At 68.7% G+C, this 21,143-nt stretch carries 21 protein-coding genes; 8 read left to right on the top strand and 13 right to left on the bottom strand.

Features of this window, described 5'->3' with window-relative positions:
- Positions 1–21 precede the first annotated feature (21 nt).
- Both ACWGIC_RS33295 and ACWGIC_RS33300 read right to left on the bottom strand, forming a co-directional pair.
- Positions 22–1,011, bottom strand: a complete 990-nt coding sequence (locus ACWGIC_RS33295; RefSeq protein WP_452079879.1) for a glutathione S-transferase family protein — start codon at positions 1,009–1,011, stop codon at positions 22–24.
- Between the two features lie 27 nt (positions 1,012–1,038).
- Entirely contained in the window at positions 1,039–1,521 is a 483-nt protein-coding gene (locus tag ACWGIC_RS33300; RefSeq protein ID WP_452079880.1) for a MarR family winged helix-turn-helix transcriptional regulator, read from the bottom strand.
- A 97-nt stretch (positions 1,522–1,618) separates the two neighbouring features.
- On the opposite strand from ACWGIC_RS33300, the gene ACWGIC_RS33305 reads away from it, so the two are divergent.
- Positions 1,619–2,176 carry a YceI family protein gene (locus ACWGIC_RS33305; protein WP_452079881.1) on the top strand — a complete coding sequence of 186 codons (558 nt, stop codon included), beginning with the start codon at positions 1,619–1,621 and terminating at the stop codon, positions 2,174–2,176.
- 50 nt (positions 2,177–2,226) lie between these two features.
- Here the strand turns inward: ACWGIC_RS33305 and ACWGIC_RS33310 are convergent, their stop codons facing one another.
- From ACWGIC_RS33310 to ACWGIC_RS33330, 5 genes are all read right to left on the bottom strand, one after another.
- On the bottom strand, positions 2,227–2,679 hold the full coding sequence (locus ACWGIC_RS33310; protein WP_452079882.1) for a pyridoxamine 5'-phosphate oxidase family protein: 453 nt from the start codon (positions 2,677–2,679) through the stop codon (positions 2,227–2,229).
- 70 nt (positions 2,680–2,749) lie between these two features.
- The gene (locus ACWGIC_RS33315) at positions 2,750–3,334 is read right to left on the bottom strand and encodes a TetR/AcrR family transcriptional regulator (RefSeq protein WP_452079883.1); all 585 of its coding nucleotides are present in this window, start codon (positions 3,332–3,334) and stop codon (positions 2,750–2,752) included.
- A 48-nt stretch (positions 3,335–3,382) separates the two neighbouring features.
- A complete protein-coding gene (locus ACWGIC_RS33320) occupies positions 3,383–3,961 on the bottom strand; it encodes a hypothetical protein (protein WP_452079884.1) in 579 nt (192 codons plus the stop codon).
- A gap of 71 nt (positions 3,962–4,032) precedes the next feature.
- Positions 4,033–5,532, bottom strand: a complete 1,500-nt coding sequence (locus ACWGIC_RS33325) for an alpha/beta hydrolase (protein ID WP_452079885.1) — start codon at positions 5,530–5,532, stop codon at positions 4,033–4,035.
- Positions 5,529–5,822, bottom strand: a complete 294-nt coding sequence (locus tag ACWGIC_RS33330) for a hypothetical protein (protein ID WP_452079886.1) — start codon at positions 5,820–5,822, stop codon at positions 5,529–5,531. Before ACWGIC_RS33330 ends, ACWGIC_RS33325 begins: the two co-directional genes overlap by 4 nt.
- Before the next feature lie 430 nt (positions 5,823–6,252).
- Here ACWGIC_RS33330 and ACWGIC_RS33335 point away from each other — a divergent pair, with 430 nt between their 5' ends.
- Positions 6,253–7,644 (top strand): sugar porter family MFS transporter, encoded by a 1,392-nt coding sequence (locus ACWGIC_RS33335; protein ID WP_452079887.1) that lies wholly within the window; start codon positions 6,253–6,255, stop codon positions 7,642–7,644.
- A 54-nt stretch (positions 7,645–7,698) separates the two neighbouring features.
- Here the strand turns inward: ACWGIC_RS33335 and ACWGIC_RS33340 are convergent, their stop codons facing one another.
- Both ACWGIC_RS33340 and ACWGIC_RS33345 read right to left on the bottom strand, forming a co-directional pair.
- Positions 7,699–8,496 (bottom strand): ABC transporter permease, encoded by a 798-nt coding sequence (locus ACWGIC_RS33340; protein ID WP_452079888.1) that lies wholly within the window; start codon positions 8,494–8,496, stop codon positions 7,699–7,701.
- A 100-nt stretch (positions 8,497–8,596) separates the two neighbouring features.
- Positions 8,597–9,400, bottom strand: coding sequence for an ABC transporter ATP-binding protein (locus ACWGIC_RS33345; RefSeq protein ID WP_452079889.1), 804 nt, complete (start codon positions 9,398–9,400; stop codon positions 8,597–8,599).
- 61 nt (positions 9,401–9,461) lie between these two features.
- On the opposite strand from ACWGIC_RS33345, the gene ACWGIC_RS33350 reads away from it, so the two are divergent.
- Together ACWGIC_RS33350 and ACWGIC_RS33355 are read left to right on the top strand one after the other, a co-directional pair.
- Positions 9,462–10,232, top strand: a complete 771-nt coding sequence (locus ACWGIC_RS33350; RefSeq protein ID WP_452079890.1) for a TetR/AcrR family transcriptional regulator — start codon at positions 9,462–9,464, stop codon at positions 10,230–10,232.
- A 397-nt stretch (positions 10,233–10,629) separates the two neighbouring features.
- Entirely contained in the window at positions 10,630–10,848 is a 219-nt protein-coding gene (locus ACWGIC_RS33355) for a hypothetical protein (protein WP_452079891.1), read from the top strand.
- 201 nt (positions 10,849–11,049) lie between these two features.
- Here the strand turns inward: ACWGIC_RS33355 and dinB are convergent, their stop codons facing one another.
- Positions 11,050–12,267 carry a DNA polymerase IV gene (dinB, locus tag ACWGIC_RS33360; RefSeq protein WP_452079892.1) on the bottom strand — a complete coding sequence of 406 codons (1,218 nt, stop codon included), beginning with the start codon at positions 12,265–12,267 and terminating at the stop codon, positions 11,050–11,052.
- 99 nt (positions 12,268–12,366) lie between these two features.
- Between dinB and ACWGIC_RS33365 the strand changes: the two genes are divergently transcribed.
- Positions 12,367–12,945 carry an HAD family hydrolase gene (locus ACWGIC_RS33365; RefSeq protein WP_452079893.1) on the top strand — a complete coding sequence of 193 codons (579 nt, stop codon included), beginning with the start codon at positions 12,367–12,369 and terminating at the stop codon, positions 12,943–12,945.
- Here ACWGIC_RS33365 and ACWGIC_RS33370 read toward each other — a convergent pair.
- Positions 12,942–14,435 carry a serine/threonine-protein kinase gene (locus ACWGIC_RS33370; RefSeq protein WP_452079894.1) on the bottom strand — a complete coding sequence of 498 codons (1,494 nt, stop codon included), beginning with the start codon at positions 14,433–14,435 and terminating at the stop codon, positions 12,942–12,944. The genes ACWGIC_RS33365 and ACWGIC_RS33370 overlap by 4 nt on opposite strands.
- A gap of 136 nt (positions 14,436–14,571) precedes the next feature.
- Between ACWGIC_RS33370 and ACWGIC_RS33375 the strand changes: the two genes are divergently transcribed.
- From ACWGIC_RS33375 to ACWGIC_RS33385, 3 genes are all read left to right on the top strand, one after another.
- Positions 14,572–15,822 (top strand): MFS transporter, encoded by a 1,251-nt coding sequence (locus ACWGIC_RS33375; protein WP_452079895.1) that lies wholly within the window; start codon positions 14,572–14,574, stop codon positions 15,820–15,822.
- A gap of 1,194 nt (positions 15,823–17,016) precedes the next feature.
- Positions 17,017–18,303 carry a diguanylate cyclase gene (locus ACWGIC_RS33380; RefSeq protein ID WP_452079896.1) on the top strand — a complete coding sequence of 429 codons (1,287 nt, stop codon included), beginning with the start codon at positions 17,017–17,019 and terminating at the stop codon, positions 18,301–18,303.
- 33 nt (positions 18,304–18,336) lie between these two features.
- The gene (locus ACWGIC_RS33385; protein ID WP_452079897.1) at positions 18,337–18,753 is read left to right on the top strand and encodes a VOC family protein; all 417 of its coding nucleotides are present in this window, start codon (positions 18,337–18,339) and stop codon (positions 18,751–18,753) included.
- A gap of 281 nt (positions 18,754–19,034) precedes the next feature.
- On the opposite strand, the gene ACWGIC_RS33390 is transcribed toward ACWGIC_RS33385, so the two are convergent.
- Together ACWGIC_RS33390 and ACWGIC_RS33395 are read right to left on the bottom strand one after the other, a co-directional pair.
- The gene (locus tag ACWGIC_RS33390) at positions 19,035–19,790 is read right to left on the bottom strand and encodes an SDR family NAD(P)-dependent oxidoreductase (RefSeq protein WP_452079898.1); all 756 of its coding nucleotides are present in this window, start codon (positions 19,788–19,790) and stop codon (positions 19,035–19,037) included.
- 67 nt (positions 19,791–19,857) lie between these two features.
- A complete protein-coding gene (locus tag ACWGIC_RS33395; RefSeq protein ID WP_452079899.1) occupies positions 19,858–20,694 on the bottom strand; it encodes an SCO6745 family protein in 837 nt (278 codons plus the stop codon).
- Between the last annotated feature and the right edge of the window lie 449 nt (positions 20,695–21,143).

Below are 21,143 nucleotides of genomic sequence, written 5' to 3' on the forward strand. Positions count from 1 at the left end.
GGTTAGAACCGGGACAACCACTCACGACCCCAGCGAAGGAACCCGCTCCCCCACCGGCGGCGGCCCCGGCGGCGTCCCGTCCCCGAACGGCCTTCCGCCCAGCTCCTCGCGCCCGTGCGGCGTCAGCCATTCCGTCGCCACCGGCCCCAACGGCACGATCCCGGTCGGGTTCACCTGCCGGTGCACCACGTAGTAATGCTCCTTGATCTGCCCGAAGTCGATCGTGTCCCCAAAACCGGGCGTCTGGAACAGATCCCGCGCATACGCCCACAACACCGGCATCTCCGAAAGCTTCTGCCGGTTGCACTTGAAATGCCCGTGATACACCGCGTCGAACCGCACCAGCGTCGTGAACAGCCGCACGTCCGCCTCGGTGATCGTGTCTCCCACCAGGTACCGCTGGCCCGCCAGCCGCTCGGAAAGCCAATCCAACCGCGAGAACAACGCCTGGAACGCCTCTTCGTAAGCCTCCTGCGAGGTCGCGAAACCCGCTTTGTACACCCCGTTGTTCACGTCCCGGAACACCTTCTCCGCGACATCCTCGATCTCGTCGCGCAGCCGTTCCGAATACAGCTCGGGCGCACCGTCTCGGTGGTAGGCGCCCCATTCCAGCGACAGGTCCACGGTGATCTGCTTGAAGTCGTTGGTCACCACCTGTCCACTCGGTACATCCACAATGGACGGAACGGTGATCCCGCGCGGATAGTCCGGGTACCGCGCGAAAAACGCCTCCTGCAGCCGTTCGATGCCGAGCACCGGATCGCGGCCGCCCGGGTCGAGGTCGAAGGTCCAGCTGCGCTCGTCGTGCGTCGGGCCGCACAGGCCCATCGACAGCACCTCTTCGAGCCCGAGCAGCCTGCGCACGATCGACGCGCGGTTCGCCCACGGGCACGCGCGTGCGATGACCAGGCGGTAGCGGCCCGGTTCCACCGGCCAGCCGTCGCGGCCGTCGGCGGTGATCCGGTCGGAGATGTAGTTCGTGTCGCGGTTGAACTCACCCTGGTCGGGCATCGGAAGCCTTTCGTCGGGAGGCGGGGGCTAGTCGTCCGGGCAGGCAGCACAGTCCGGCGGTTCCAGCGCGGCGGCCAGCCGGGCGAGGATCGGGCCCGCGGCGCGGACCTCCTCGGGAGAGAGGTGGTCGAACAGGAACGACCGCACCCGCTCCAGGTGCCCGGGGTACGCGGCGGCCAGCTTCGCCTGCCCCAGTTCGGTGAGCGTCGCGTGCGCGGCCCGGCGGTCCTGCGGGCATTTCACCTTCCGCACCAGCCCTCGGCGCACCATGGCCTCCACGACCCGGCTGATCCGGCTCAGCGACAGCGCCGTGGCTTGCGCCAGATCGGTGAGCCGCAGCCTGCCGTCGGGCGCTTCCGAGAGCGACACGAGCACGGTGTAGTCCGTCAGCGAGACGCCGTTGTCGTGCGCGAACTGGTCCTCAAGAGCCCTCGGCAGGACCGTGACGATGCGCGCCAGCGGACGCCACACTGCCTCTTCTTCGCTGGTCAGCGGGGTTCTGGTCACCACGAAGGAGGAGTATATCCGACACTTGCTCGCGCAATCAGTTATTGTGGTCTACAGTGCTAGTTGAACACTCAATCAAAGACCCGAAGGAACGGAACACATGACCAGCGCGACCACCTACGCCCACCTGACCGGCACCTACGCGATCGACGGCTCGCACAGCCGGATCGGCTTCGTCGCCCGCCACGCCATGGTCACCAAGGTCCGCGGCTCCTTCAACGAATTCGAGGGCTCGTTCACCCTGGACGGCGAGAACCCGGCCAACTCCAGCGCGAACGTCACCATCCAGACCAAGAGCGTCGACACCCGCAACGCCGACCGCGACGGCCACCTGCGCGCCAACGACTTCCTGTCCTGCGACGAGTTCCCGACCATCACCTTCACCTCCACCGGGATCGCGCAGACCGGCGAGGACACCTTCGACGTGACCGGCGACCTGACCGTCAAGGGCATCACCAAGTCGGTCACCATCCCGTTCGAGTTCGGCGGCTCCGCGAAGGACCCGTTCGGCAACGACCGCGTCGGCTTCGAGGGCAAGACTTCGATCAACCGCAGCGACTACGGCGTCACCTTCAACGCCGCGCTCGAGACCGGCGGCGTGCTGGTGTCGGACAAGATCACCCTCGAGTTCGAGATCTCCGCGATCAAGAACGCCTGAACGGAAAGCCGGTGAAGGGTTCCGGGAAAACGGGACCCTTCACCGAGCCGTCAGACGTCGAGCGCCGTTCCGTACAGCCGTTCGACGGAGAGCCGGATCACCACGCGCCGCTCGTCCACCTGCTGCTTCAGGAACGCGTCCGCGTCCTCCGGCCGCGCGGCCTCCGGAACCATCGCAAGCAACTCCTGACCCACCGCGTCGCCGGGAATCTCGGTCACAGCGGAAACCTCCGCCTGCCCCTCAGCGACGGCGAACGACCAGACGTCGCCACCCTGAACGTGCAGCGTCGCCCGCGGGTTGCGCCGCAGATGGCCGACCTTGCTCCGGTCGGCCGTCGTCGAAAAGCGCACCGTCCTGGTGCCGGGGTCCCAGCTGTAGAGCATGGTCGTCAAATGCGGCTGACCATTGCGTTTGATCGTGGCGAGAGTGCCGAACTGCTGCTGGCCAAGCAGGTTCGACAGGGCTTCGTCAGACAGCTTCCGGGGCGCGGGTCCTTGACTCATGCCCTGCTCAACTCGCCGCCGGTCCGGCGAATTTCGCGCCGCCACCCCTATTTCGCGGTCAACCCCTGAATCAGGCGCGCAGCCCGGCGATGCCCACCTCAAGCGCCGCCTCGAGATGCCCCGCCTCGCCGGTAGTCAGCAGCATCAGCACCCCGCCCTGCACCCCCGCCAGCAGGGCCGACGCTGCCTGCTTCGGGTCCAATCCCGGCCGGACCTCCCCCGCCGCCCGCAGGTTCTCGATTCCCGCGCTCAGCTCGCAGAGCCAGCGCTGCATCAGCTGCGTCACCACTGCCTGCGCACCCGGCGTATTGCGGCCGATCTGCGACATCACCACGTTCAGCGGGCAGTGCCGGCCCTGCTCGGTGTAGTGCGCGAGCACCACCTTCTGCCAGGTCCGGAAGTCGTCCCAGGTGCGCAGCGTGCCGAGCGACGGCTGCTGCACCTCCAGCACCCGGTCCGCTTCCCAGCGCGCGACGGCCAGCAGCAGTTCTTCCTTGCCGTCCGGGAAGTAGTGGAACAGCTGGCTTTTGCTGGTCCCGGTCCGCGCGCGGACGTCGTCCAGCGTCGTCGCGAGCACGCCGCGTTCGCGGATCACCTCGGCCGCGCCCTCCACGATCCGCTGTCGCGTGGCCTCGCCCTTGCGCGTGAGCGTCATTCGCCTGCCTCCCGATTGGACCTGCGAGTCCACTCTACGCGCGGCGGCTCAGAACGCAGTGCCTCCGTCAGACCAGGACGTCTGGCCGAAATCCTCGTCGTCCACCGGCGCGCGGCGCGGGCGAGGGCGTTCCGGCTCCGGAGCTTCCGGGACTTCCTGGGCTTCTGGGGCTTTCGCGACCTCGGCCTCGGCCTCGGGTTCCTCGACGGCTTCCGCCTCGGCTTCGGGAGTGCCCTTCGGCCAGACGCACGGCGACGTCGCACCCAGGTAGAGCTTGCCGAGTTCGTTGGCCTGCAAGGACATGTCGAAGCCGTCGCGCTCGTTGCGCGCGAAGACGTACTGGTCCTTGGGCCGCCGGTCGGTCAGCACGGTGAAGCCGTGCCCCTGCCACCAATTCACGACGGCGTCGAACTGCGCCTTGAACGTGTCCGGTTCGAGGCCGGTCACCTCGTACGTGGCGGAGATTTCGAACCGGCCCGCGGGACCGTGGTCGGTCGGGTCGGTGCATTCGGAACGGTTGCGGGAGAACAGCTCCCGCCCGGCCGGCGCGGGCAGCGCGGAGAACGCGCCGCGCACGTAGTCCTCGACCCGGTCGCGGGCTTCGGTTTCGGTGATCGTGGTGGTCATGGCTTCACCTCCTGGGGAGCAGGCTACGAGAGGGAGGGCGGCAAGGCAGGCCAGCGCGGCACGGCGCGCCGTCACGCCGGCAATCCGGCGATGATCCGGCCGAAACTGCGCAGCGACGGGTTGTTGTCCTCCCAGTATTGGCTGTGCGCTGCCCCGGACAAGCCGCCCTCGTACCAGGGGCCCTTGTCGCCCGGTGCCGATTCGAAGACCTGGCCGCCGAAGCCGTCCCCGGCGGGACTCGGGCCGAGCGGGTCATGGCCGCCGACGCCGATGTTGGTGATCTTGATGAGGTCGTGCTCCGCGACTGTCGAGTGCACGTGCTGGGCGACCTGGTCCTGCGGGACGCCGTCGAGGTGCAACTGGTTCGCGTGCTCGACGCCGACGCCCGGACTGCCGACGAAGATCAGGTCGTCGGCGTTGAGCCCGCCGTCGCGAGCCGCGTGGCCGACGACCGTCGTGCCGTAGCTGTGGCCCAGCACGGTGTTGTGCGACGGCTGGCCCTCGTGCGACGCACGCAGGCCGTCCTCGAATTTCGCCAGCTGCTCCTTGCCTCCGTCGGCGTATTTCTCGCTGGCGGCGTTCACGAGTTCGTCCGGCGCGTCGTAGCCGACCCAGGTGATCACCGACGTCGACGGCGAGCCCGCCATCGTCGCGGACTGCCACATTTTGTCCGACCGGCCGAGGTCGCCGCCGATCTTGGCCAGCTCGCTGCCGGTGCCGGGCACGTACGTCGCGACATTCGCCGCGGTGTCCGGGTTTCCGGCCGCGACCACCGCGGTGCCGTCGCCGCTGACGTCGAGCGAGATCAGGAAGGCGGGCGGTTTGCCGTCGCCAGTGGCCGCGAGCCGGTCGCGGATCGCGGTGAGGCCGCGCAGCTGTGCGTCGCCGTCCTTTCGCTTGTCGATTTCCTGTTGCAACACAACACGGTTCGCCGCGTCGCGATCGACGACCGGGATGCCGTCGAGGTTGCGGATCAGGTCCGGGTTGTCGCGCAGGATCGAGGACTGCGCGGAGTCGGACAGGCTGTCCCACCACGCCCGGTTCTCCGCCGGGGTGCCGTTCGGCTTCGGCTGGCTGCTCGTCGCCATCGCCAGCGCCACGACCCCGGACCCGCCGCTTTCGCCCTTCGCCGCCCGGTCGAGCACGACGGTGAGATCAGCGTCGACTTCGGTGGCGTCACGGAGAATCTGCCCGACCCGGTCGGCGACTTCGGCTTGGCGCTCGGGTTCGCCGCTGACCCCGCCGCCGTCGTCGATCCGCATTCCGTTGCGAGCGGCGAAATCGTCGACCTCGCGCACCGCCGAGCTGATCCGCTCGACCGCCAGCTGCGCGTCGTGGACCCCGCGCCGGACGGCCGACACGTCGGTGGTCAGCTGCCGCAATTCCGTTGCCAGCGCAGTGCCTTTGGCCGTCGCCGCGTCCGCCGCGTCGCCCTGCCACGCACCGAACTTCGTCATGGCGTCGGCATCGTCATTCGCCGCGGTGAGCCGGGCGGCGCGGACACCGAGTGCGTCGACGGCCGAAGCGAGGTCGGCGGGGTTCCAGCGCCGGACGTCTCCCCAAGTGATCATCGGCCCGCCGCCGCGATCTTGCCGGTCGCGTTCTGGTCAGTGTCGCGATAGCCAGCCGACGCCTGGTCGAGGTTGCCCGCGTAGGCCTCGGTGCCGGCCGTCCACTTCGGAACCGCACGGCCCCAGGCGTCCGACAGCCGATCCGCCGCGGCCGCACTCGTGCCGCCGGGCAGCCCGGCCCCAGCCAACGCTCCGGGAAGGTCAGCCGCTTTGACCGCGCTCGCCGCTTGACGCGCCCGTTCGGCCGCGGTCGCGACCTCCGCCGGAGCGACCTCGAAACCCGTTCCCATGCGCATCTCCCCCACCGCGGCGACCGGACGACCCGTACGACGGACGTCCGCGGCAGCCGGTTCCCGACAGTTCGGCCTTCGCGAAAACTCTCGCCATGATTCCCACGCCAGGGCCCTGACCTGCGAAAACTCCCGACTAGCTTGTCCACATATGTGAACGCTAGTCACGTGACTGAATAGTTATCAGCCCGCGTCTTGCCCGCCGCTGACCAGCGTGTGACTGTGTACGGCGAAGTTCGAACCGGAGCGGGTTGAACCGGCGCGCGGCGAGGAAAGGCGTTGCGCGGCGGCGGGTTCGGCCGTTCCGCAGTGCTGGACCAGTCCGGCAGTCCTTGTCCCCTCGACCCTCATTCGTCCGGCCTACCCGGCGCTGACCTCCCGGGCAGCGGACCAGGACCGGCCGGCCATCCCGGAAAGAGACGGCTCGGCAATGACACAGACAGCCGCGGCGCGGCGGCCCATCGGCAGAACGACGCTGTATTTCTTCGGTGCCCTCGGCGGCATCCTTTTCGGTTACGACCTCGGCGTCATTTCCGGGGTGTTGCCGTTCATCGGGAAACTCTGGGGCCTGTCCGGATGGGACAAGGGCGTCATCACCGCGAGCATTTCGGTCGGCGCGATCGTCGGCGCGAGTTTCTCCTCGCGGCTCAACGAAAGGCTCGGCCGCCGCCGGACGATCATGACGGCGGCGGTGGTCGTCATCATCGGCACGATCGCGGCCACTTTCTCACCGACGTTCGCGTTGCTGATCATTTCCCGGCTCGTGATCGGCGTGGGAATCGGGCTTTCGTCGTCGACGGTCCCGACGTACCTGTCGGAACTGGCCCCGGCGCGGCTGCGCGGGGCGATGGGCGCGCTGAACCAGATCTTCATCGTGCTCGGCATCCTGATCGCGTTCCTCGTCAGCTACGGCCTCGGCAGTTCGGGCAACTGGCGGCTGATGTTCGCCGGCGCGGTCGTGCCCGCGGTGATTCTGCTGGCGGGCCTGGTGTTCCTGCCCGAAACGCCGCGCTGGCTCGTCGCGAACGGCCAGGAGGAACAGGCACGCGCGGTCCTGCTCAGCTCGCACGGCGGCGGTGTGAACGTCGACGACGAGATCGGCACGATCCGCGAGGTGATCCGGCTCGACTCGGAATCGGCGAAAACCCGTTTCCGCGATCTGCTGACGCCGACCGTGCGGCCGATGCTCGTGGTGGCCCTGCTGCTCGCGATGGGCCAGCAGTTCAGCGGCGTGAACGCGGTGAACGCGTACTTCCCGACCATGCTGATCGGCCTCGGCTTCGCGACCCAGGCGGCGCTGCTGTCCGGCGTGCTGCTGGGCGTCACCAAGTTCCTGTTCACCGCGTGGGTCGTGTTCGTGGTCGACCGGTGGGGCCGCAAGCCGCTGCTGCTGATCGGCAACGTGCTGATGGTGATCACCTTGGTCGCGGCCGGTTTCATCGTGCTGGAAGTCCACGACACGGCGACCAAGGGCATCCTGATGCTGGTCGCGATGGTGCTGTACCTGGTCGGCTACGAACTCGGCTGGGGCGCGGTCGTGTGGGTCATGATGGCCGAGGTGTTCCCGCTGAAGGTCCGCGCCGCGGGCATGGGCGTGAGCAGCGTCGTGCTGTGGGCCGCGACCGGCATCATCAGCGCCGTGTTCCCGATCATCTCCGACCCCGGCGCACTCGGCCTCGGCGGCTCGATGTTCCTGTTCGCGGGCATCAACGTGGTCCTGTTCTTCCTCACGAAGTGGCTCGTCCCGGAAACCAAGGGGCGGACGCTGGAGGAAATCGAACTCGACCTGCGCGGGCGGACGCAGTCGAAGGCACGCGCCTGAAATTTCTCGGGGTACGGCCGGGCGGCGAGGGATTCCCTTGCCGCCCGGCTGTTTTTACCGGCCCAGCAAGCGGTACTGCCGGACGGCGAGCGGCAGGAACACCGCGGTCAGCACCGCGGGCCACCCCGCCGCGAGCAGTACCGAATGTTCCGCCGCCCAGCCGCTCGCGGCCCACGCGGGATTACCCGCCAGCTCGCGGACCGCTCCGGCGGTCGCGGTGAGCGGATTCCAGGTCGCGATGGCGCTCAGCCAGCCGGGCATGGTGTCCGGGGAAACGAAGACGCCGGACAGGAATCCGACCGGCCACACCAGCACCTGCACCGAGACCGCCGATTCCGGGGTTTTCAGCAGCAGCCCAAGGTAAATCCCGACCCAGACAAACGCGAACCGCAACCACAGGAGCAGCCCGACCGCGCCCAGCACCGACGCCTGCTGCGGACGCCACCCCAGCAGCAATCCGGCCCCCATCATCACGACGAGCCCGGCGACCGCGCTGATCAGGTCGGCGAGACAGCGGCCGGTCAATACCGCCAGCCCGCTGACCGGCATCGCACGGATCCGTTCGGTGACGCCCTTCGCCGCGTCGGAGGTCACCGCGAGGACGGTGGATTCCAGCCCGAACAGCATGGTCATCGCGAGCATGCCGGGGATGAGGAAGTCGATGTACGAACCGTCCCGGATGGCCATCGCGCCACCGAAAAGCTGTCCGAACATCACCACGATCAGGACCGGGAACAGCAAGGTGACCGCGATCGAGACCGGACGTTGCTTCCAATGCACCAGGATGCGCCGGGTCAGGACGGCGGTGTGCGTCAGCCAGGACACGTGCCCGGTCGCGACGGCGGTGGTCATCGAACCTCCTCGGAGATGATTTTCGGGTCGACGGCCGAGTTCAGCGGAGCTGTCAGGCGCTGTCTCTGCGGACGATTTGCCGTTCCTCCAACGGATTCCCTCATCGCGCCGCCTCCGTCGCGTCAGCTGTGCGGGCGTGCCCGGTCAGGTGCAGGAAGACCTCGTCGAGCGTCGGCTTGCGGACGACCGTCTCGATCCGGTCCGGTCCGACCTTCGCCTTCAGCTCGTCCGGCGTGCCCGCGGCGACGATCCGGCCCCCGTCGAGGACCGCGATCCGGTCGGCGAGCTGATCGGCCTCCTCCAGGTACTGCGTGGTCAGGAGAACCGTGGTGCCAGTGCCGGCCAGCGCCCGGACGTCCGCCCAGACGTCGATGCGAGCAGCCGGATCGAGCCCGGTCGTGGGCTCGTCGAGAAAGAGCACCGCCGGGTTCAGCAGGAGCCCGGCGGCCAGGTCCAGTTTGCGCCGCATGCCCCCGGAATAACCGGCGACGGACCGGCCCGCCGCTTCGGCGAGACCGAACCGCTCCAGCAATTCCGTCGCTCGCGCGCGGGCGGCGCGCGAGCGCAATCCGCCGAGCCTGCCGAACAGTTCCAGGTTCTGCCTGCCGGTCAGGATCTCGTCCACCGAGGCGTTCTGCCCGACCAGCCCGATCCGCCGCCGCACCTCGTCCGGCTCGGCGACCGCGTCGAAACCGGCGACCCGCACCTCGCCGGCGTCCGGACGCAGCAAAGTGGTCAGAATCCGGACCGCGGTCGTCTTGCCCGCGCCGTTGGGACCGAGGAGACCGCACACCGTCCCCGGCTCCACCCGCAGGTCAAACCCCTCCAACGCCGTCCGCTCGCCGTACCGCTTCTGGACCCCGCTCGCCCAGATGCCCTCTCGCCCACCTACTCCGTATGCCATACGAAGTAGACTAGCACACAACTCCGTATTGCCTACGGAGTAAAGTTCCTATGCTGGTCCTGTGACGACTGACGGCACCAACGGAGACCCCGCCGCGACGATCGCGCTGCTGTGGGGCACCCGCCAGCTGCCGCGACGCGGCCCGAAGCACGGACTGACCCCCGCCCGGATCATCGACGCGGCGGTCGAGGTCGCCGACACCGAACAGGACCTGGCGACGCTGTCGATGCGCCGGGTAGCCGAATCGCTGGGCGTCGGGACGATGTCGCTCTACACCTACGTTTCGTCGCGCGCGGAACTGGTCGAAGCGATGGTCGACGCGGTCTACGGCGAGGCGGTAGCCGAACTGTCCGAGATCGACGCCGACGACTGGCGCGACGGCCTCCGCCGCGTCGCCGCCGTCAACTGGGCGATGTACCTGCGGCATCCATGGCTGCTGCAGGTCTTCGCCGGCCGCCCGACCCTTGGCCCCCACGCGCTCGCGAAGTACGACCTGGAACTGGCTGTCGTCGACGGCATCGGCCTGACCGACCTGGAAATGGACTCGACGATCACCCTGGTGACCACTCATATCGAAGGGTTGGCGCGCCGCAAGGTCGAGGCCGCGCGAGTCGTGCGGCAAACCGGAATGACCGACCAGCAATGGTGGGCCGCGACCGCCCCCGCGCTGGCGGAGGTCTACGAACCACGGCGTTTCCCGGTCGCGGACCGGGTCGGCACCGCTGCCGGGCAAACCCATCAGGCTCCCTACAGCGTCGACCACGAATACGCGTTCGGGCTGGACCGGCTGATCGAGGGCATTGCGGCGCTGGTCGACCGATCGGCTGGGTAGCTGGGTTTTCTGCCCGGCCATCGGGTCACGCAAGGTGATCCGGAACAGCTGGATGAACGGCAAGGCACTCCCCTCCGCGCAATGGCCGCAAGCAGCCCACTCGACCGGAGCGTGATCGTGTACCCGCCTCGTCCCGCGGCAGCGCAGATACCACCCACGCCCCAGCGAAAAATGCGGCGAGGGCATCTGACTGATCGGCCTCGGCTCGCACCTCGCAGGCTCGTCTCGCAATACTCCGGAAGCGGAGCCAGGCAAGTACAGCGACACCAACTTCGCCAGCTGCGCAGAATTCGCCGCCCGGAGCCCGGAAGTACGACTTCAGGCGAACTGGTTCGCGACGACCGCTGCCCAGGCGGGAAATCAACACGCTGACACCACTTTCGTCGGCACCTCCGCCTTGAGCGAAGACGACAGTGTGGTCGGCCTCCCCTTCGGAGAAAAGGCGCATTGGCTCCCCGGCAACGACTCGGCGGAGTGCGGACTCGTAGTCCTGGACCGCAACGCGATGTTTCAGGTGCACTACACGCCGGTCAAACCGGACAGCAACCCGGAGACCTGCCGCGGTCCGCTGCGCAAGATGGCCCAAGCGCTGTACAATGCCGCACAACCGAGGTAGCGGATAGCGGAAGCTCTACCGAACCCGAACCCGAACCCGAACCCGAACCCGAACCCGAACCCGGCACCCCGGCACCCCGGCACCCCGGCACCCCGGCACCCCGGCACCCCGGCACCCCGGCACCCCGGCACCCCGGCACCCCGGCACCCCGGCACCCCGCTAAGGATCAGCCAAACACACCGCAGCAACCACCCGGCCCACTCAGTCCGGCAGCATAGGCATCTCCACCCCCGCCTCGTGACTCAACAACGCCGCCCGCGTCAAAGCGGCCGCGCCAAAGCGGTTCCGCAAAGCATCCACCGCCGAATCCAGCGCGGTCGCCTCCGCGGACATCGCCGGACTCGACGGTTGATCCAACGGCAGCGCCAGCTGCACCGCACCGTGACTGTCGAGATTCGAGAACGACAAGCCCAGCAACGTCAAACCCCGGTCGTACACCAGCGGTTGCGCCGCGGACAGCAGACCGCGGGCAGCGCACAGCAGGGTCTCCGTGTGATCGGTGCTGTCAGCGAGCGTGTGCGACCTCGTGGCACGGGTGAAATCCGCGAAGCGCATTCGCAGCACCACCGTCCGGCATACCCGCGACGCGCCGCGCAGCCGGCGCGCCAAACGGTCCACAATGGACACAACAATCTCGTCCAGCTCGGCCGGAGACCGGGAGCGACGGCCCAGTGCGCGTTGCGAGCCGATCGAGCGGCGGCGTTTGCCCGGCTGCACCGCGCGCGGGTCACGGCCATGCGCCAAGGCGTGCAGGTGCCGCCCGGAACCTGGGCCCAGCATGGAGATCAGGGCGGCCTCGGGCAGTTCGGCGACCTCGCGCACGGTGCGGACGCCACGCTCCCGCAGCTTCGCCGACGTCACCTTCCCCACTCCCCACAATCGCTCCACCGGCAGCGGGTGCAGGAATTCCAGCTCTCGCTCGGGCGGCACCACCAGCAGGCCGTCCGGTTTCGCGACGCCGCTGGCCACTTTCGCGAGGAACTTCGTGCGCGCCACCCCCACCGTGATCGGCAAACCGACCCGCGCCAGCACCTCCGCCCGCAAGCGCACCGCGATCTCCGACGGACGTCCGGCGATCCGCCGCAGCCCCCCGACGTCCAAGAAAGCTTCGTCGATCGACACTCCTTCCACCGCCGGCGTGGTCTGCCGGAACACCTCGAACACCGCCTTGCTCGCCGCGCTGTAGACCGACATCCGCGGCGGCACCACCACGGCATGCGGGCACAACCGCCTGGCCTGCGCCCCGCCCATCGCGGTGCGCACGCCCAACGCCTTGGCCTCGTAGCTCGCGGCCAGCACCACGCCACCGCCCACGATCACCGGCCGGCCGCGCAGCCGGGGATCGTCGCGCTGCTCGACCGAGGCGTAGAACGCGTCGAGGTCGGCGTGGAGGATCGGTCCTTCGCTCGTCACGAACATATGTTCGCATCGAACCCCGACAAAAACCGGGATCCGTTCACTCGAACGGAGTAGAATAATCTCCCAGAGCCCCCGCTGAACACGCTAATCTCTACCCCCGTGCGGCTCGTCCTGTTCGACCTCGACACCACGCTCGTCGATCGCGCGGAGGGATTCCGCCGCTGGGCGTGGGAGTTCTGCGCGGAACACCGGCTCGCCGAGACGGACGCCGAATGGCTCGTCGCCGCCGACGACCGAGGGCGCACCGACCGGGCGACGTTCTTCAAGAACCTCCGCGAACGCTTCGACCTGCACGAAACCGACCTCGAAGACGCCTACCGCGAACGCCATCCCGCGCTCGTCCCGGCGGCCCCCGGCGTGCTGACCGGCTTGCCCCGGCTGCGCGCGGCGGGCTGGCGGATCGGCGTCCTCGGCGAGGGCGAACCGCAGCTGTCCACCCTGCTGTGCACCGGAATCGCCGGGCTCGTGGACGGCTGGGCGCTCGCCGAGCCGGATGGACTGTCCACATCGGACCCGAAGCTGTTCGCGCTCGCCGCGGAACGCTGCGAAACGACGCTGGACGACGCCTGGCTGGTCGGCGCGGACGTCGAGGCCGGGCGATCCGCCGGCTTGCGCACCGTGCGAATCGGCCCGGACCGCGACACCGCCGCCGCGATCGCGCTGCTGCTCGAGAGCTAGTTCTCCACGTCGATCTGCCAGGTGCCGTTGCGCTGCGACATCTGGTAGGAGTGCGTCTGAGACGTCGTTTCACCGTTGGTTCGGTGATAGGTGATCTTCGCGCTGAGCTTGTTCTCTCCGGTGACCTGCACATCGCTCGCGGTCACCGAACTGAACTGGGTCCACCAGGACTTGTACCGGTCGAAAGTCTGGCCCCGCTTCGCCCGGAACGACTCGCTGAGCATCGCCCAGCCGCTCTCCAGATTGCCCGGAAGGTACGAGAAGTAGGTGCGCAGCGCGGCCGCCATCGCTTCCGGCGAACTCGCCGCGGAACTGGACGACGGCGGAGCGCTCGACGAAGGCGTGGCCGACGGCTGCGTCGACGAGGACGGCTGCGACGCCGACGATGGCGCCGGAGCGCTGGAAGGCGCGGAACTCGAGGCGGGCGGCGGGTTCGCGGCCGGGTTTTCCTCCCCGTGGTTGCGGGTGAGGACGACAGTGACGATCACGGCGATCACGACGAGCAGCGCGCCCGCTCCGGCGAAGATCATCCCGCGGCGTCTTCGGTCCGACCCCGCGGGCGGCGCGGCGGCGGCGCCCGCGGCCGGAACCGAGACGGTGGCGGGCACGGCCGGCGGTTTGGCGTCCGGCAGCGTCGGCGGCTCCGGAACGGTCGCGACCGGGGTGACGCCGCCGTCGAGTTTGCGCAGTTCCGCGACGACCTCGGTCATCGACGGCCGGTCTTCCGGCTTCAGCTCCAGCAGTTTCAGCAGCAGCGGCTCCAGTTTCCCGGCCTGTTTCGGCGGGTTGATCGAACCGCTGGAAACCCGGTACAGCAAGGCGATCGCGTTGTCCGCGGTGCCGAACGGCGGATCGCCCTCCACCGCCATGTACAGCGTCGCGCCGAGGGCGAACACGTCGGAGGCGAACGTCGCCTCCTCGCCGCGCGCGACCTCCGGCGCGAGGAACGCGGGCGTGCCGGAGATTTCGCCGGTCGCGGTGAGGGTGACGTCGCCGACCGCGCGGGAGATGCCGAAGTCGGTCACCTTGACCGTGCTGCCGTCGTCGCCGAGCAGGACGTTGCCCGGTTTGACGTCGCGGTGCACGATGCCCGCCCGGTGCGCGGCGGCGAGCACGCCCGCCAGCTGCACCGCGAACGGGATCGCCTCGTCGACGGTCAGCGGGCCGTCCTCGCGCAGTTTCACCGCGAGGCTGCGCGAGGGCAGGTACTCCATGATCAGCCACGGCCGGTCCTCGTGCTCGACCACGTTGAACACCGAGATGGCGTTCGGATGCTGCAGCCGGGCGGCGATGCGGGCCTCGCGCATGGCGCGGTTGCGGGCTTCCTCGACCTTGTCCTCGCCCTGGTTCACGGGCATGAGGAGTTCTTTGACCGCGACCACGCGGCCGAGGATCTTGTCCTCCCCGCGCCAGACCATCCCCATCGCGCCGCTGCCGATCAGTTCGACGAGCTCGTAGCGACCGGCGACCTGCCGGCTCTCCTCGGTCAACGGAAAACCCTTCGGTGCGACATCATCCACGGACGGCGATCACCCAGTTTTCCACGGACGGCCAGAGCCTGATCCGCGACCCACCCGCGCCCGCCCGGGGTTGCTCCGGGTGGCCGGGTCACGACAGGCTGAGCGCATGACCACGACGGCGCCGTCTTTCCGGAGTGTGTTCCGGATGGGCGAATTCCGTGCGCTCTGGCTCGCGCACGTGCTGTCGGTGGCAGGTGACCAACTAGCGCGAGTCGCGCTGACCGTGTTGGTGTTCAACCGAACGGCGTCCGCGGGCTGGGCCGCCGGGACGTACGCGCTCACCTATTTGCCGGACCTCCTCGGCGGTGCGCTCGGCGGGCTCGCCGACCGGTTCCCGCGCCGCACCGTGCTCGTGGTCGCGGATGTCGTGCGCGCACTGCTGGTCGCACTGATGGCAGTTCCCGGCATGCCCTGGCCGGTCGCCGCCGGACTGCTCGTGATCGTGCAACTAGCGGCCGGACCGTTTCAGGCGGCGCGGCAAGCGGTCCTGCCGGACTTGCTGGGCGAGGAGAAACTGGCGACCGGCCAAGCGATTCTCTCCTCGACGTACCAGGCCGCGCTGGTGATCGGTTTCGGCGCGGGCGCGGCAGTGGTCGCGTGGCTCGGGGTTTCGGGCGCGCTGTGGGCGGACGCGGCGACGTTCGCGGTGTCGGCCGCCGCACTGCGCTGGGGATTGCGGCTGTACCCGGTTTCGAAGGCGGTCGAACACGCACCGCAATGGGCGTCGCTGAAGGCTGGCTGCCGGCTTGTCGCGCGGGACCGGAAACTGCGGTCGCTGCTGGCGATCGCGTGCTGCTGCGGGTTCTACGTGGTGCCGGAAGGACTGGCGGTGCCGGTCGCCGCGCAACTCGGCGGTACCGGGGTGCTCGGCTGGCTGCTGGTCGCGAACCCGGTCGGGACACTGCTCGGCGCGTTGCTGATCAGCCGGTTGCCGCGGGCGAGACAGGTGCGGTGGCTGGGCCCGCTCGCGGTGGCGAGCAGTCTCGTGCTGCTGCCGACCGGATGGACGCCCGCGTTGCCGGTGGTAGTGGCGGTCTGGACGGTGTCCGGGATGTTTTCCGCGCACGACTTGATCACGCAGGTGCAGTACAGCCTCGCCGCGCCGCCGGAACAGCGCGGCCAGGTGATCGGGGTCGCGATCGCGGCACTGCGGGCAGCGCAGGGCCTGACGATCGCCGCCGCGGGCGCGCTGGCCCTGGCCTTCACGCCGACGACGGTGGTCGCGATCGCCGCCGTCGCCGGAGCCGGATGCGCCGGGGCGGCCGGAATCGCGTGGGCGCGGGCGGTGCGAGCGGACGGTGCGGTGCGGCCCCGCCGAACTCCCCTCGACGAGGCCACCCCACCTCTCGCGCCGTAATCCGCGGGACGGATGCGCCGCGGGGCTGGTTCGGGTCACGTCCAGTTGTTGTCACGCATGCCCTCTCACCTCCTTGTGGGGCGGACTGTGGGCGGGGGTTCAGCGGGTCCAGTTGTTGTCGCGCATGGCGGCGGTTCCTTTCGCGGTTTGAGGGGCGGTGGTCGGAGGGGCTTAGCGAGCCCAGTTGTTGTCACGCATCGCGGCAGCTCCTCTCGCGACTCGGCGGGAAGTGATCGGCAGGACTCAGCGGGTCCAGTTGTTGTCACGCACAGCGACGGCTCCCTTCGCAGCTCGACAGGCGGTGGTCAGCGAGGCTCAGCGGGCCCAGTTGTTGTCACGCACGGCGGCAGTTCCTTTCGCAGCTCGACGGGCAGGCTCGGCAAAACTCAGCAAGTCCAGTTGTTGTCACGCACGGCAGCGGCTCCTCTCATGGCCCGGCAGGTGGTTACGGCAGCGGTTCAGCGGGTCCAGTTGTTGTCGCGCATCGCGGCAGCTCCTCTCGTCACTCGACGGACAGCGATCAGCTGGGACTCAGCGAGCCCAGTTGTTGTCGCGCACAGCGCTCTCCTCCCTCGTCAGCGATCGGCGAACAGCGGTCCTCAGCGGGTCCAGTTGTTGTCACGCATGGCAGTCAGTCACCTCCTTCCACGACAGTTCGTTCAGCGGTCTCACCGAGCCGGTTTCACCGAGTCCAGTTGTTGTCGCGCATCTCGCCGCCTCCTCTCGCTTTCTTTTCCGCTTCTTTTCCGCATCCCGGATTCCCGCCTCAGCCCCTGTTCACCAGTTGTTGTCCCGCACTGTGGGCACCTCCTCTCATCTGCGAAGACCGAACCCTCGACCTCGAGTCGAGACCACAAGGGAGACCGAGGTCACCGAGGAGCCGTCCAGTTGTTGTCGCGCACAGTTGTCACCTCCGTTCCAGAGTCGCGCCTTCGGCGGTTTTCGCACGTCATCGCCGGTGGACCGGTTACCGAAAGTGGCCATGGGGGTCCACAAGGGACTCTCGTGGATCCCCTGGTCCGGCCCGGATTCGGAGCAGCTGGCCACTACTCACAGTGGCCACCTCCCCTCGCCGGCCGCCTGGTACTGGGCTGTCCGGGCGAAATCGCCCCGGTGCTTCCCAGAGTCCGGACGACAGGCAGCACACAACGCGCCTCGTCGTTTACCGTAGAAGCCAATCGGGTGAGGTGAAGAGTGCGCGGACGAGTTGCCGGGTGGTTCACAGGCTGGCGCCTATGGCGGCTGCCCTCTCACGTCCGCATGTACGTGCTGTTGGTGAACGTCGTGGCAGTCGGCACGACGCTGGCCACCGCGTGGCTCGCGCCGGTGCGTCAGATCGACCTGATCCGCTTCGGTGTTCTCGCGGTGTGCGCGGCGCTGGCGATCGAGGCGACCCGGCACATCGAACGGCAACGCGAGTACAGCCGCGCCCCCACCGTCGCGTACGTCGACACCAAGGCCGTGTGGAGCATCGCCGCTGTGGTGGCGCTGCCGGCGATCCTCGCGTCGGCGATGGTGGTGCTGACCTACGCCGTCGCCTGGTGGCGGATCTGGCCGCGCGAACGGCCGGTCCTGCCGCACCGCTGGATTTTCTCCTGCGCCTCCGTCCTGTGCGGGACGCAAGCCGCCGTCGCGGTGCTCGCGCTCGGCATGCACGAATACCCCGGCGGCCTCGCCGACGGCTTCGGGCCGGGTCTGCTCGACCTCGTCGTCTTCGTGCTGGCCGCCGGGCTGCGGTGGGCGATCAACACCGCGCTCGTCATGGTCGCGATCGCGCTGTCGAGCCCGCCGCGGTCGTTCGCGGACCTGTTCTCCGGGTTCGGCGACCAGCTGCTCGAAGCGGGCGCGATCGGCCTCGGCCTGGTCACCGCGGCGCTCCTGCTGCTGGCCAACCCGCTGATCCTGGCCGGCGTCGTGATCGCGCTCGTGGCACTGCACCGCGGGCTGCTGCTCACCCAGTTCCAGCGCGACGCGCGCACCGACGTCACCACTGGACTGGCCACCAAACGCTGGTGGCGCACGGTCGCCGAGCGCTACCTCGAACGCGCGCGGGCGAACCAGGACAGCGTCGGCGTGCTGCTGCTCGACCTCGACCATTTCAAGGCGATCAACGACACCTACGGCCACCCCACCGGCGACCTGGTGCTGCGCGAGATCGCGCTGTCGCTGCGCGACGAGGTGCGCGAGCAGGACGTGTGCGGCCGCTGGGGCGGCGAGGAGTTCGCGATCGCGCTGCCGGACATCCCGAGCGCCGAGCACCTCGGCCACATCGCCGACCGCATCCGGCGGCGGATCCCGCAGGTGGTCGTCGCGCTCCCGGACCAGGATTCGGTGATCAGCGACCTGACCGTCTCGATCGGTTGCGCGATGTATCCGGCCGAGCATCTCGCCAGCGTCGACGACGTGCTGGTGGCCGCGGACGCCGCGCTGTACCGGGCCAAGCAGGCGGGCCGGAACCGGGTCGAGCTGGCCAGCGCTTGACCCCCTGCGCGGGCCACCGTTAGAACTCCTCGCATGGACTGGACTCTCGAGGTCGTCGTCGTGCCGGTATCCGACGTGGACCGGGCCAAAGCGTTCTACGTCGACCAGGTCGGCTTCCGACTCGACCACGACATCACCCCGGGGCCGGGACTGCGTTTGGTGCAGCTGACCCCGCCGGGTTCGGGCTGCTCGATCGTCCTGGGCAAGGGCGTGGTCCCGGACATGCCGCCGGGGTCGCTGAAGGGGCTGCAGCTGGTCGTCGCCGATGTGCGGAAAGCCCGCGAGGAGCTGGCGGAACGCGGCGTCGAGGTCAGCGAGCTTCAGCTCTACGGCCCGGATCCGGGCACCGGCGCGCTCGAGGACCTGGACAACATCGGGTTCGTCCACTTCGCCGATCCCGACGGCAACAGCTGGTCGGTGCAGCAGATTTCCGCCCGCGCTAAGGGCTGACCCGCGACGGCGGCGGGCAGTTCGGTCCGCAGCACCCGGGCTGCCGAGGGTTGCCGCGCGGCAGCACGGAGTCGACGCGAGTTTCGCGCTCGGGTCGACCCCGCGATGCCCGCCTTCCGCGCCGGGGGGTCTCTCGGTGTTCTTCGCCGTGGCCTGCTTCTGAAGGGAGCTCCCGTCTGTCGCTTTTGGACTCGTGGTCGGCGGTTTCGGCTCCACCGCGACGATCATCGTGGTGAGTGCGGTTCTCGCGATCGCCGGTGCCGCGCTGGCGTCGGAACGGCCTAGTCCACTAGCGCGCCGCAGCTGACGTTCACCGTGGCGGCGGTCATCGTGCGGGCTCGGTCAGACGCGACGAACGCTGCTACCGCGCCGATGTCGGCCAGTGTCGCGGTGCGGCCGAGCATGGTCGGCTCGGCTAGTTCCGCGGCTAGTTCGTCGGCTCCGGGGAAATCTGCCGGGAGTGTTTCCGGGACGCCGCCGGTCCGGAGTGTCACTGTGCGCACGCCGTACTGGCCGAGCTCGGCGGCGAGTTGCCTGCGCATCGCTTCCAGTGCGGAGAAGCCAACTTGCAGGCCGCCGACTGCGTGGTTGCGGACCGGGTCGCCGTTGCCGCCGAAGAGGAGGACGACGCCGTTGCCTTGACGTTTCATGTGGCGGCCGGCTGCGCGCATGGTGAGGAAGGTGGTGCGGACGCCGGTGATCACTGGTTGTTCGTAGTCGGCCAGCGACATCTCGACCATGGGGGTTCCCTGGACGTCGCCGTGGCTGATCACGTTCACCGAGATGTCGAGGCTGCCTGCGGTTTCGACTACCGAGTCGGCGTGGGCGTCTACGGATTGCTCGTCTAGGGCGTCGAGTACTGCGACGTCGGCGGTGCCGCCGGTGGCGCGGATGTCGTCGGCTACTCGGTCCAGTTTTTCGCGGGTGCGTCCGGCCAGGAAGACTCGTGCGCCTTCCTCGGCGAACGCTCGGGCGAACGCGCCGCCGATTCCTCCGCCTGCGCCGTAGATGATCGCGTTTTTGCCTTCTAGCAGCATTGTTGGACTCCCTTCTCGTGCCTGTCATCAGTGCGTCGAGTGGGGAGCGGGGGAATCGACATCGGGCTCAGGGGCGTGTTGCGCCCATTGGGTTGGGGATGGGGACGCCTCCGTTGTCGATGATCTGTCGGCTTAGCGGGGTGGCGAGGGTGATTACTCGGTCTACTCCTTCTGGGCCTAGGGCTTCCAGTGGGGCGGAGGCTAGGCGGTCGGTGGTTTCTTCGATTGTTCGGCGGAGTTCCTTGCCTGCTGGGGTTAGGCCGGTGGCGTCTAGCAGGCCGCGGGCGGTCAGGGATGTTGTTGCGGTGGACCATTCTTCGTCGGTCCAGCCTCGGGCTCGTTGGACTTGCTCGCGGGTGGTGGCTCCGGTGGCGATGTGGGTGAGGGTGGTTTCCAGGCCGGTTAGGCCGGAGGCTACTGCGGCTAGGACGTGGCCGTCGCCTCGGTGTTCGCGGAGGATCGTGGTGGCCAGCCATAGGCGGGCTAAGGGGGTGGTGGGGCGGGGTACGGCGGACCAGGCTGCGGAGAGGGGGCGGGCGTCGAATTGGCAGGCGGTGGCGGCTTGTTCCAGAAGGGTGGTTAGTTCTTCTGTGGGGGTTGGGCCTAGGAGGCGGGATAGGGCTGCTTCGGTGGATTTGATGCGGGTGTGGAGGACGTCGGCGGGGGTGGCGAAGGTCCAGGCGTCGGGGAGGGATCTTGCGACCATTTTTGGGGAGAAGCCGAAGAACATTGAGGTGACTGGGGTGGGGCCGATCGGGCCCAGCGGGGCGGCTCGGCCGGCGAAGTAGCCCATCCACCAGCCTTTGAGGCCGATGTTTTTGGCTGCTGTGGCGGGTTCTGGGGTGAAGTAGACGATTGCGTGGAGGGGTTCTATGGCTGTCCATAGGGTTCTGGCTGGGGTCATGGGGAGGACTTTAGGGTGGGGGTACGACAGGAAGTGGCGGGTTGGGGGTCGGGCTCGTCGCCTGGCGGCGACATTGCGCCCGAGTGGGTGAGGGGGGGCACCCCGAAGCTGATTGTGCTGACGGTTCGAGGGTGGTTGTCAAGGCGGGAAAGATGCCTTGACAACCACCCCCGAACCGCAGGGAAGGCTTCGTATCGGGGTGCAGGGCGGGGAGTGGCTGCCTGGGGTGGTTTGGGTGTGGTGGTGGGGGTTTAGGGAGTGGGGCTAGCGCCCCAATGTGGCATTGGGTGCGTGGGACGCACCGAATGTGGCATTGGGTGCGTCAGATGCACCCAACGCCACATTGGGTGCGGTGAGCGGGGTCGCGGCAGCGACGGCACCGGCGCGGGCGCGGAGGCGGGCGGTCCGTGAAGGGCTCCTTGAGGGAATCTGTTTCCCTCATGGAGCCC

Source organism: Amycolatopsis sp. NPDC054798, assembly GCF_053611505.1.

What these genes read in the sequence shown, in the direction of transcription:
- ACWGIC_RS33295 (WP_452079879.1), bottom strand. Translation starts at nt 1,011, where the DNA reads ATGCCCGACCAGGGTGAGTTCAACCGCGACACGAACTACATCTCCGAC.
- ACWGIC_RS33305 (WP_452079881.1), top strand. Translation starts at nt 1,619, where the DNA reads ATGACCAGCGCGACCACCTACGCCCACCTGACCGGCACCTACGCGATC.
- ACWGIC_RS33310 (WP_452079882.1), bottom strand. Translation starts at nt 2,679, where the DNA reads ATGAGTCAAGGACCCGCGCCCCGGAAGCTGTCTGACGAAGCCCTGTCG.
- ACWGIC_RS33315 (WP_452079883.1), bottom strand. Translation starts at nt 3,334, where the DNA reads ATGACGCTCACGCGCAAGGGCGAGGCCACGCGACAGCGGATCGTGGAG.
- ACWGIC_RS33320 (WP_452079884.1), bottom strand. Translation starts at nt 3,961, where the DNA reads ATGACCACCACGATCACCGAAACCGAAGCCCGCGACCGGGTCGAGGAC.
- ACWGIC_RS33325 (WP_452079885.1), bottom strand. Translation starts at nt 5,532, where the DNA reads ATGATCACTTGGGGAGACGTCCGGCGCTGGAACCCCGCCGACCTCGCT.
- ACWGIC_RS33330 (WP_452079886.1), bottom strand. Translation starts at nt 5,822, where the DNA reads ATGGGAACGGGTTTCGAGGTCGCTCCGGCGGAGGTCGCGACCGCGGCC.
- ACWGIC_RS33335 (WP_452079887.1), top strand. Translation starts at nt 6,253, where the DNA reads ATGACACAGACAGCCGCGGCGCGGCGGCCCATCGGCAGAACGACGCTG.
- ACWGIC_RS33340 (WP_452079888.1), bottom strand. Translation starts at nt 8,496, where the DNA reads ATGACCACCGCCGTCGCGACCGGGCACGTGTCCTGGCTGACGCACACC.
- ACWGIC_RS33345 (WP_452079889.1), bottom strand. Translation starts at nt 9,400, where the DNA reads ATGGCATACGGAGTAGGTGGGCGAGAGGGCATCTGGGCGAGCGGGGTC.
- dinB (WP_452079892.1), bottom strand. Translation starts at nt 12,267, where the DNA reads ATGTTCGTGACGAGCGAAGGACCGATCCTCCACGCCGACCTCGACGCG.
- ACWGIC_RS33375 (WP_452079895.1), top strand. Translation starts at nt 14,572, where the DNA reads ATGACCACGACGGCGCCGTCTTTCCGGAGTGTGTTCCGGATGGGCGAA.
- ACWGIC_RS33385 (WP_452079897.1), top strand. Translation starts at nt 18,337, where the DNA reads ATGGACTGGACTCTCGAGGTCGTCGTCGTGCCGGTATCCGACGTGGAC.
- ACWGIC_RS33390 (WP_452079898.1), bottom strand. Translation starts at nt 19,790, where the DNA reads ATGCTGCTAGAAGGCAAAAACGCGATCATCTACGGCGCAGGCGGAGGA.
- ACWGIC_RS33395 (WP_452079899.1), bottom strand. Translation starts at nt 20,694, where the DNA reads ATGACCCCAGCCAGAACCCTATGGACAGCCATAGAACCCCTCCACGCA.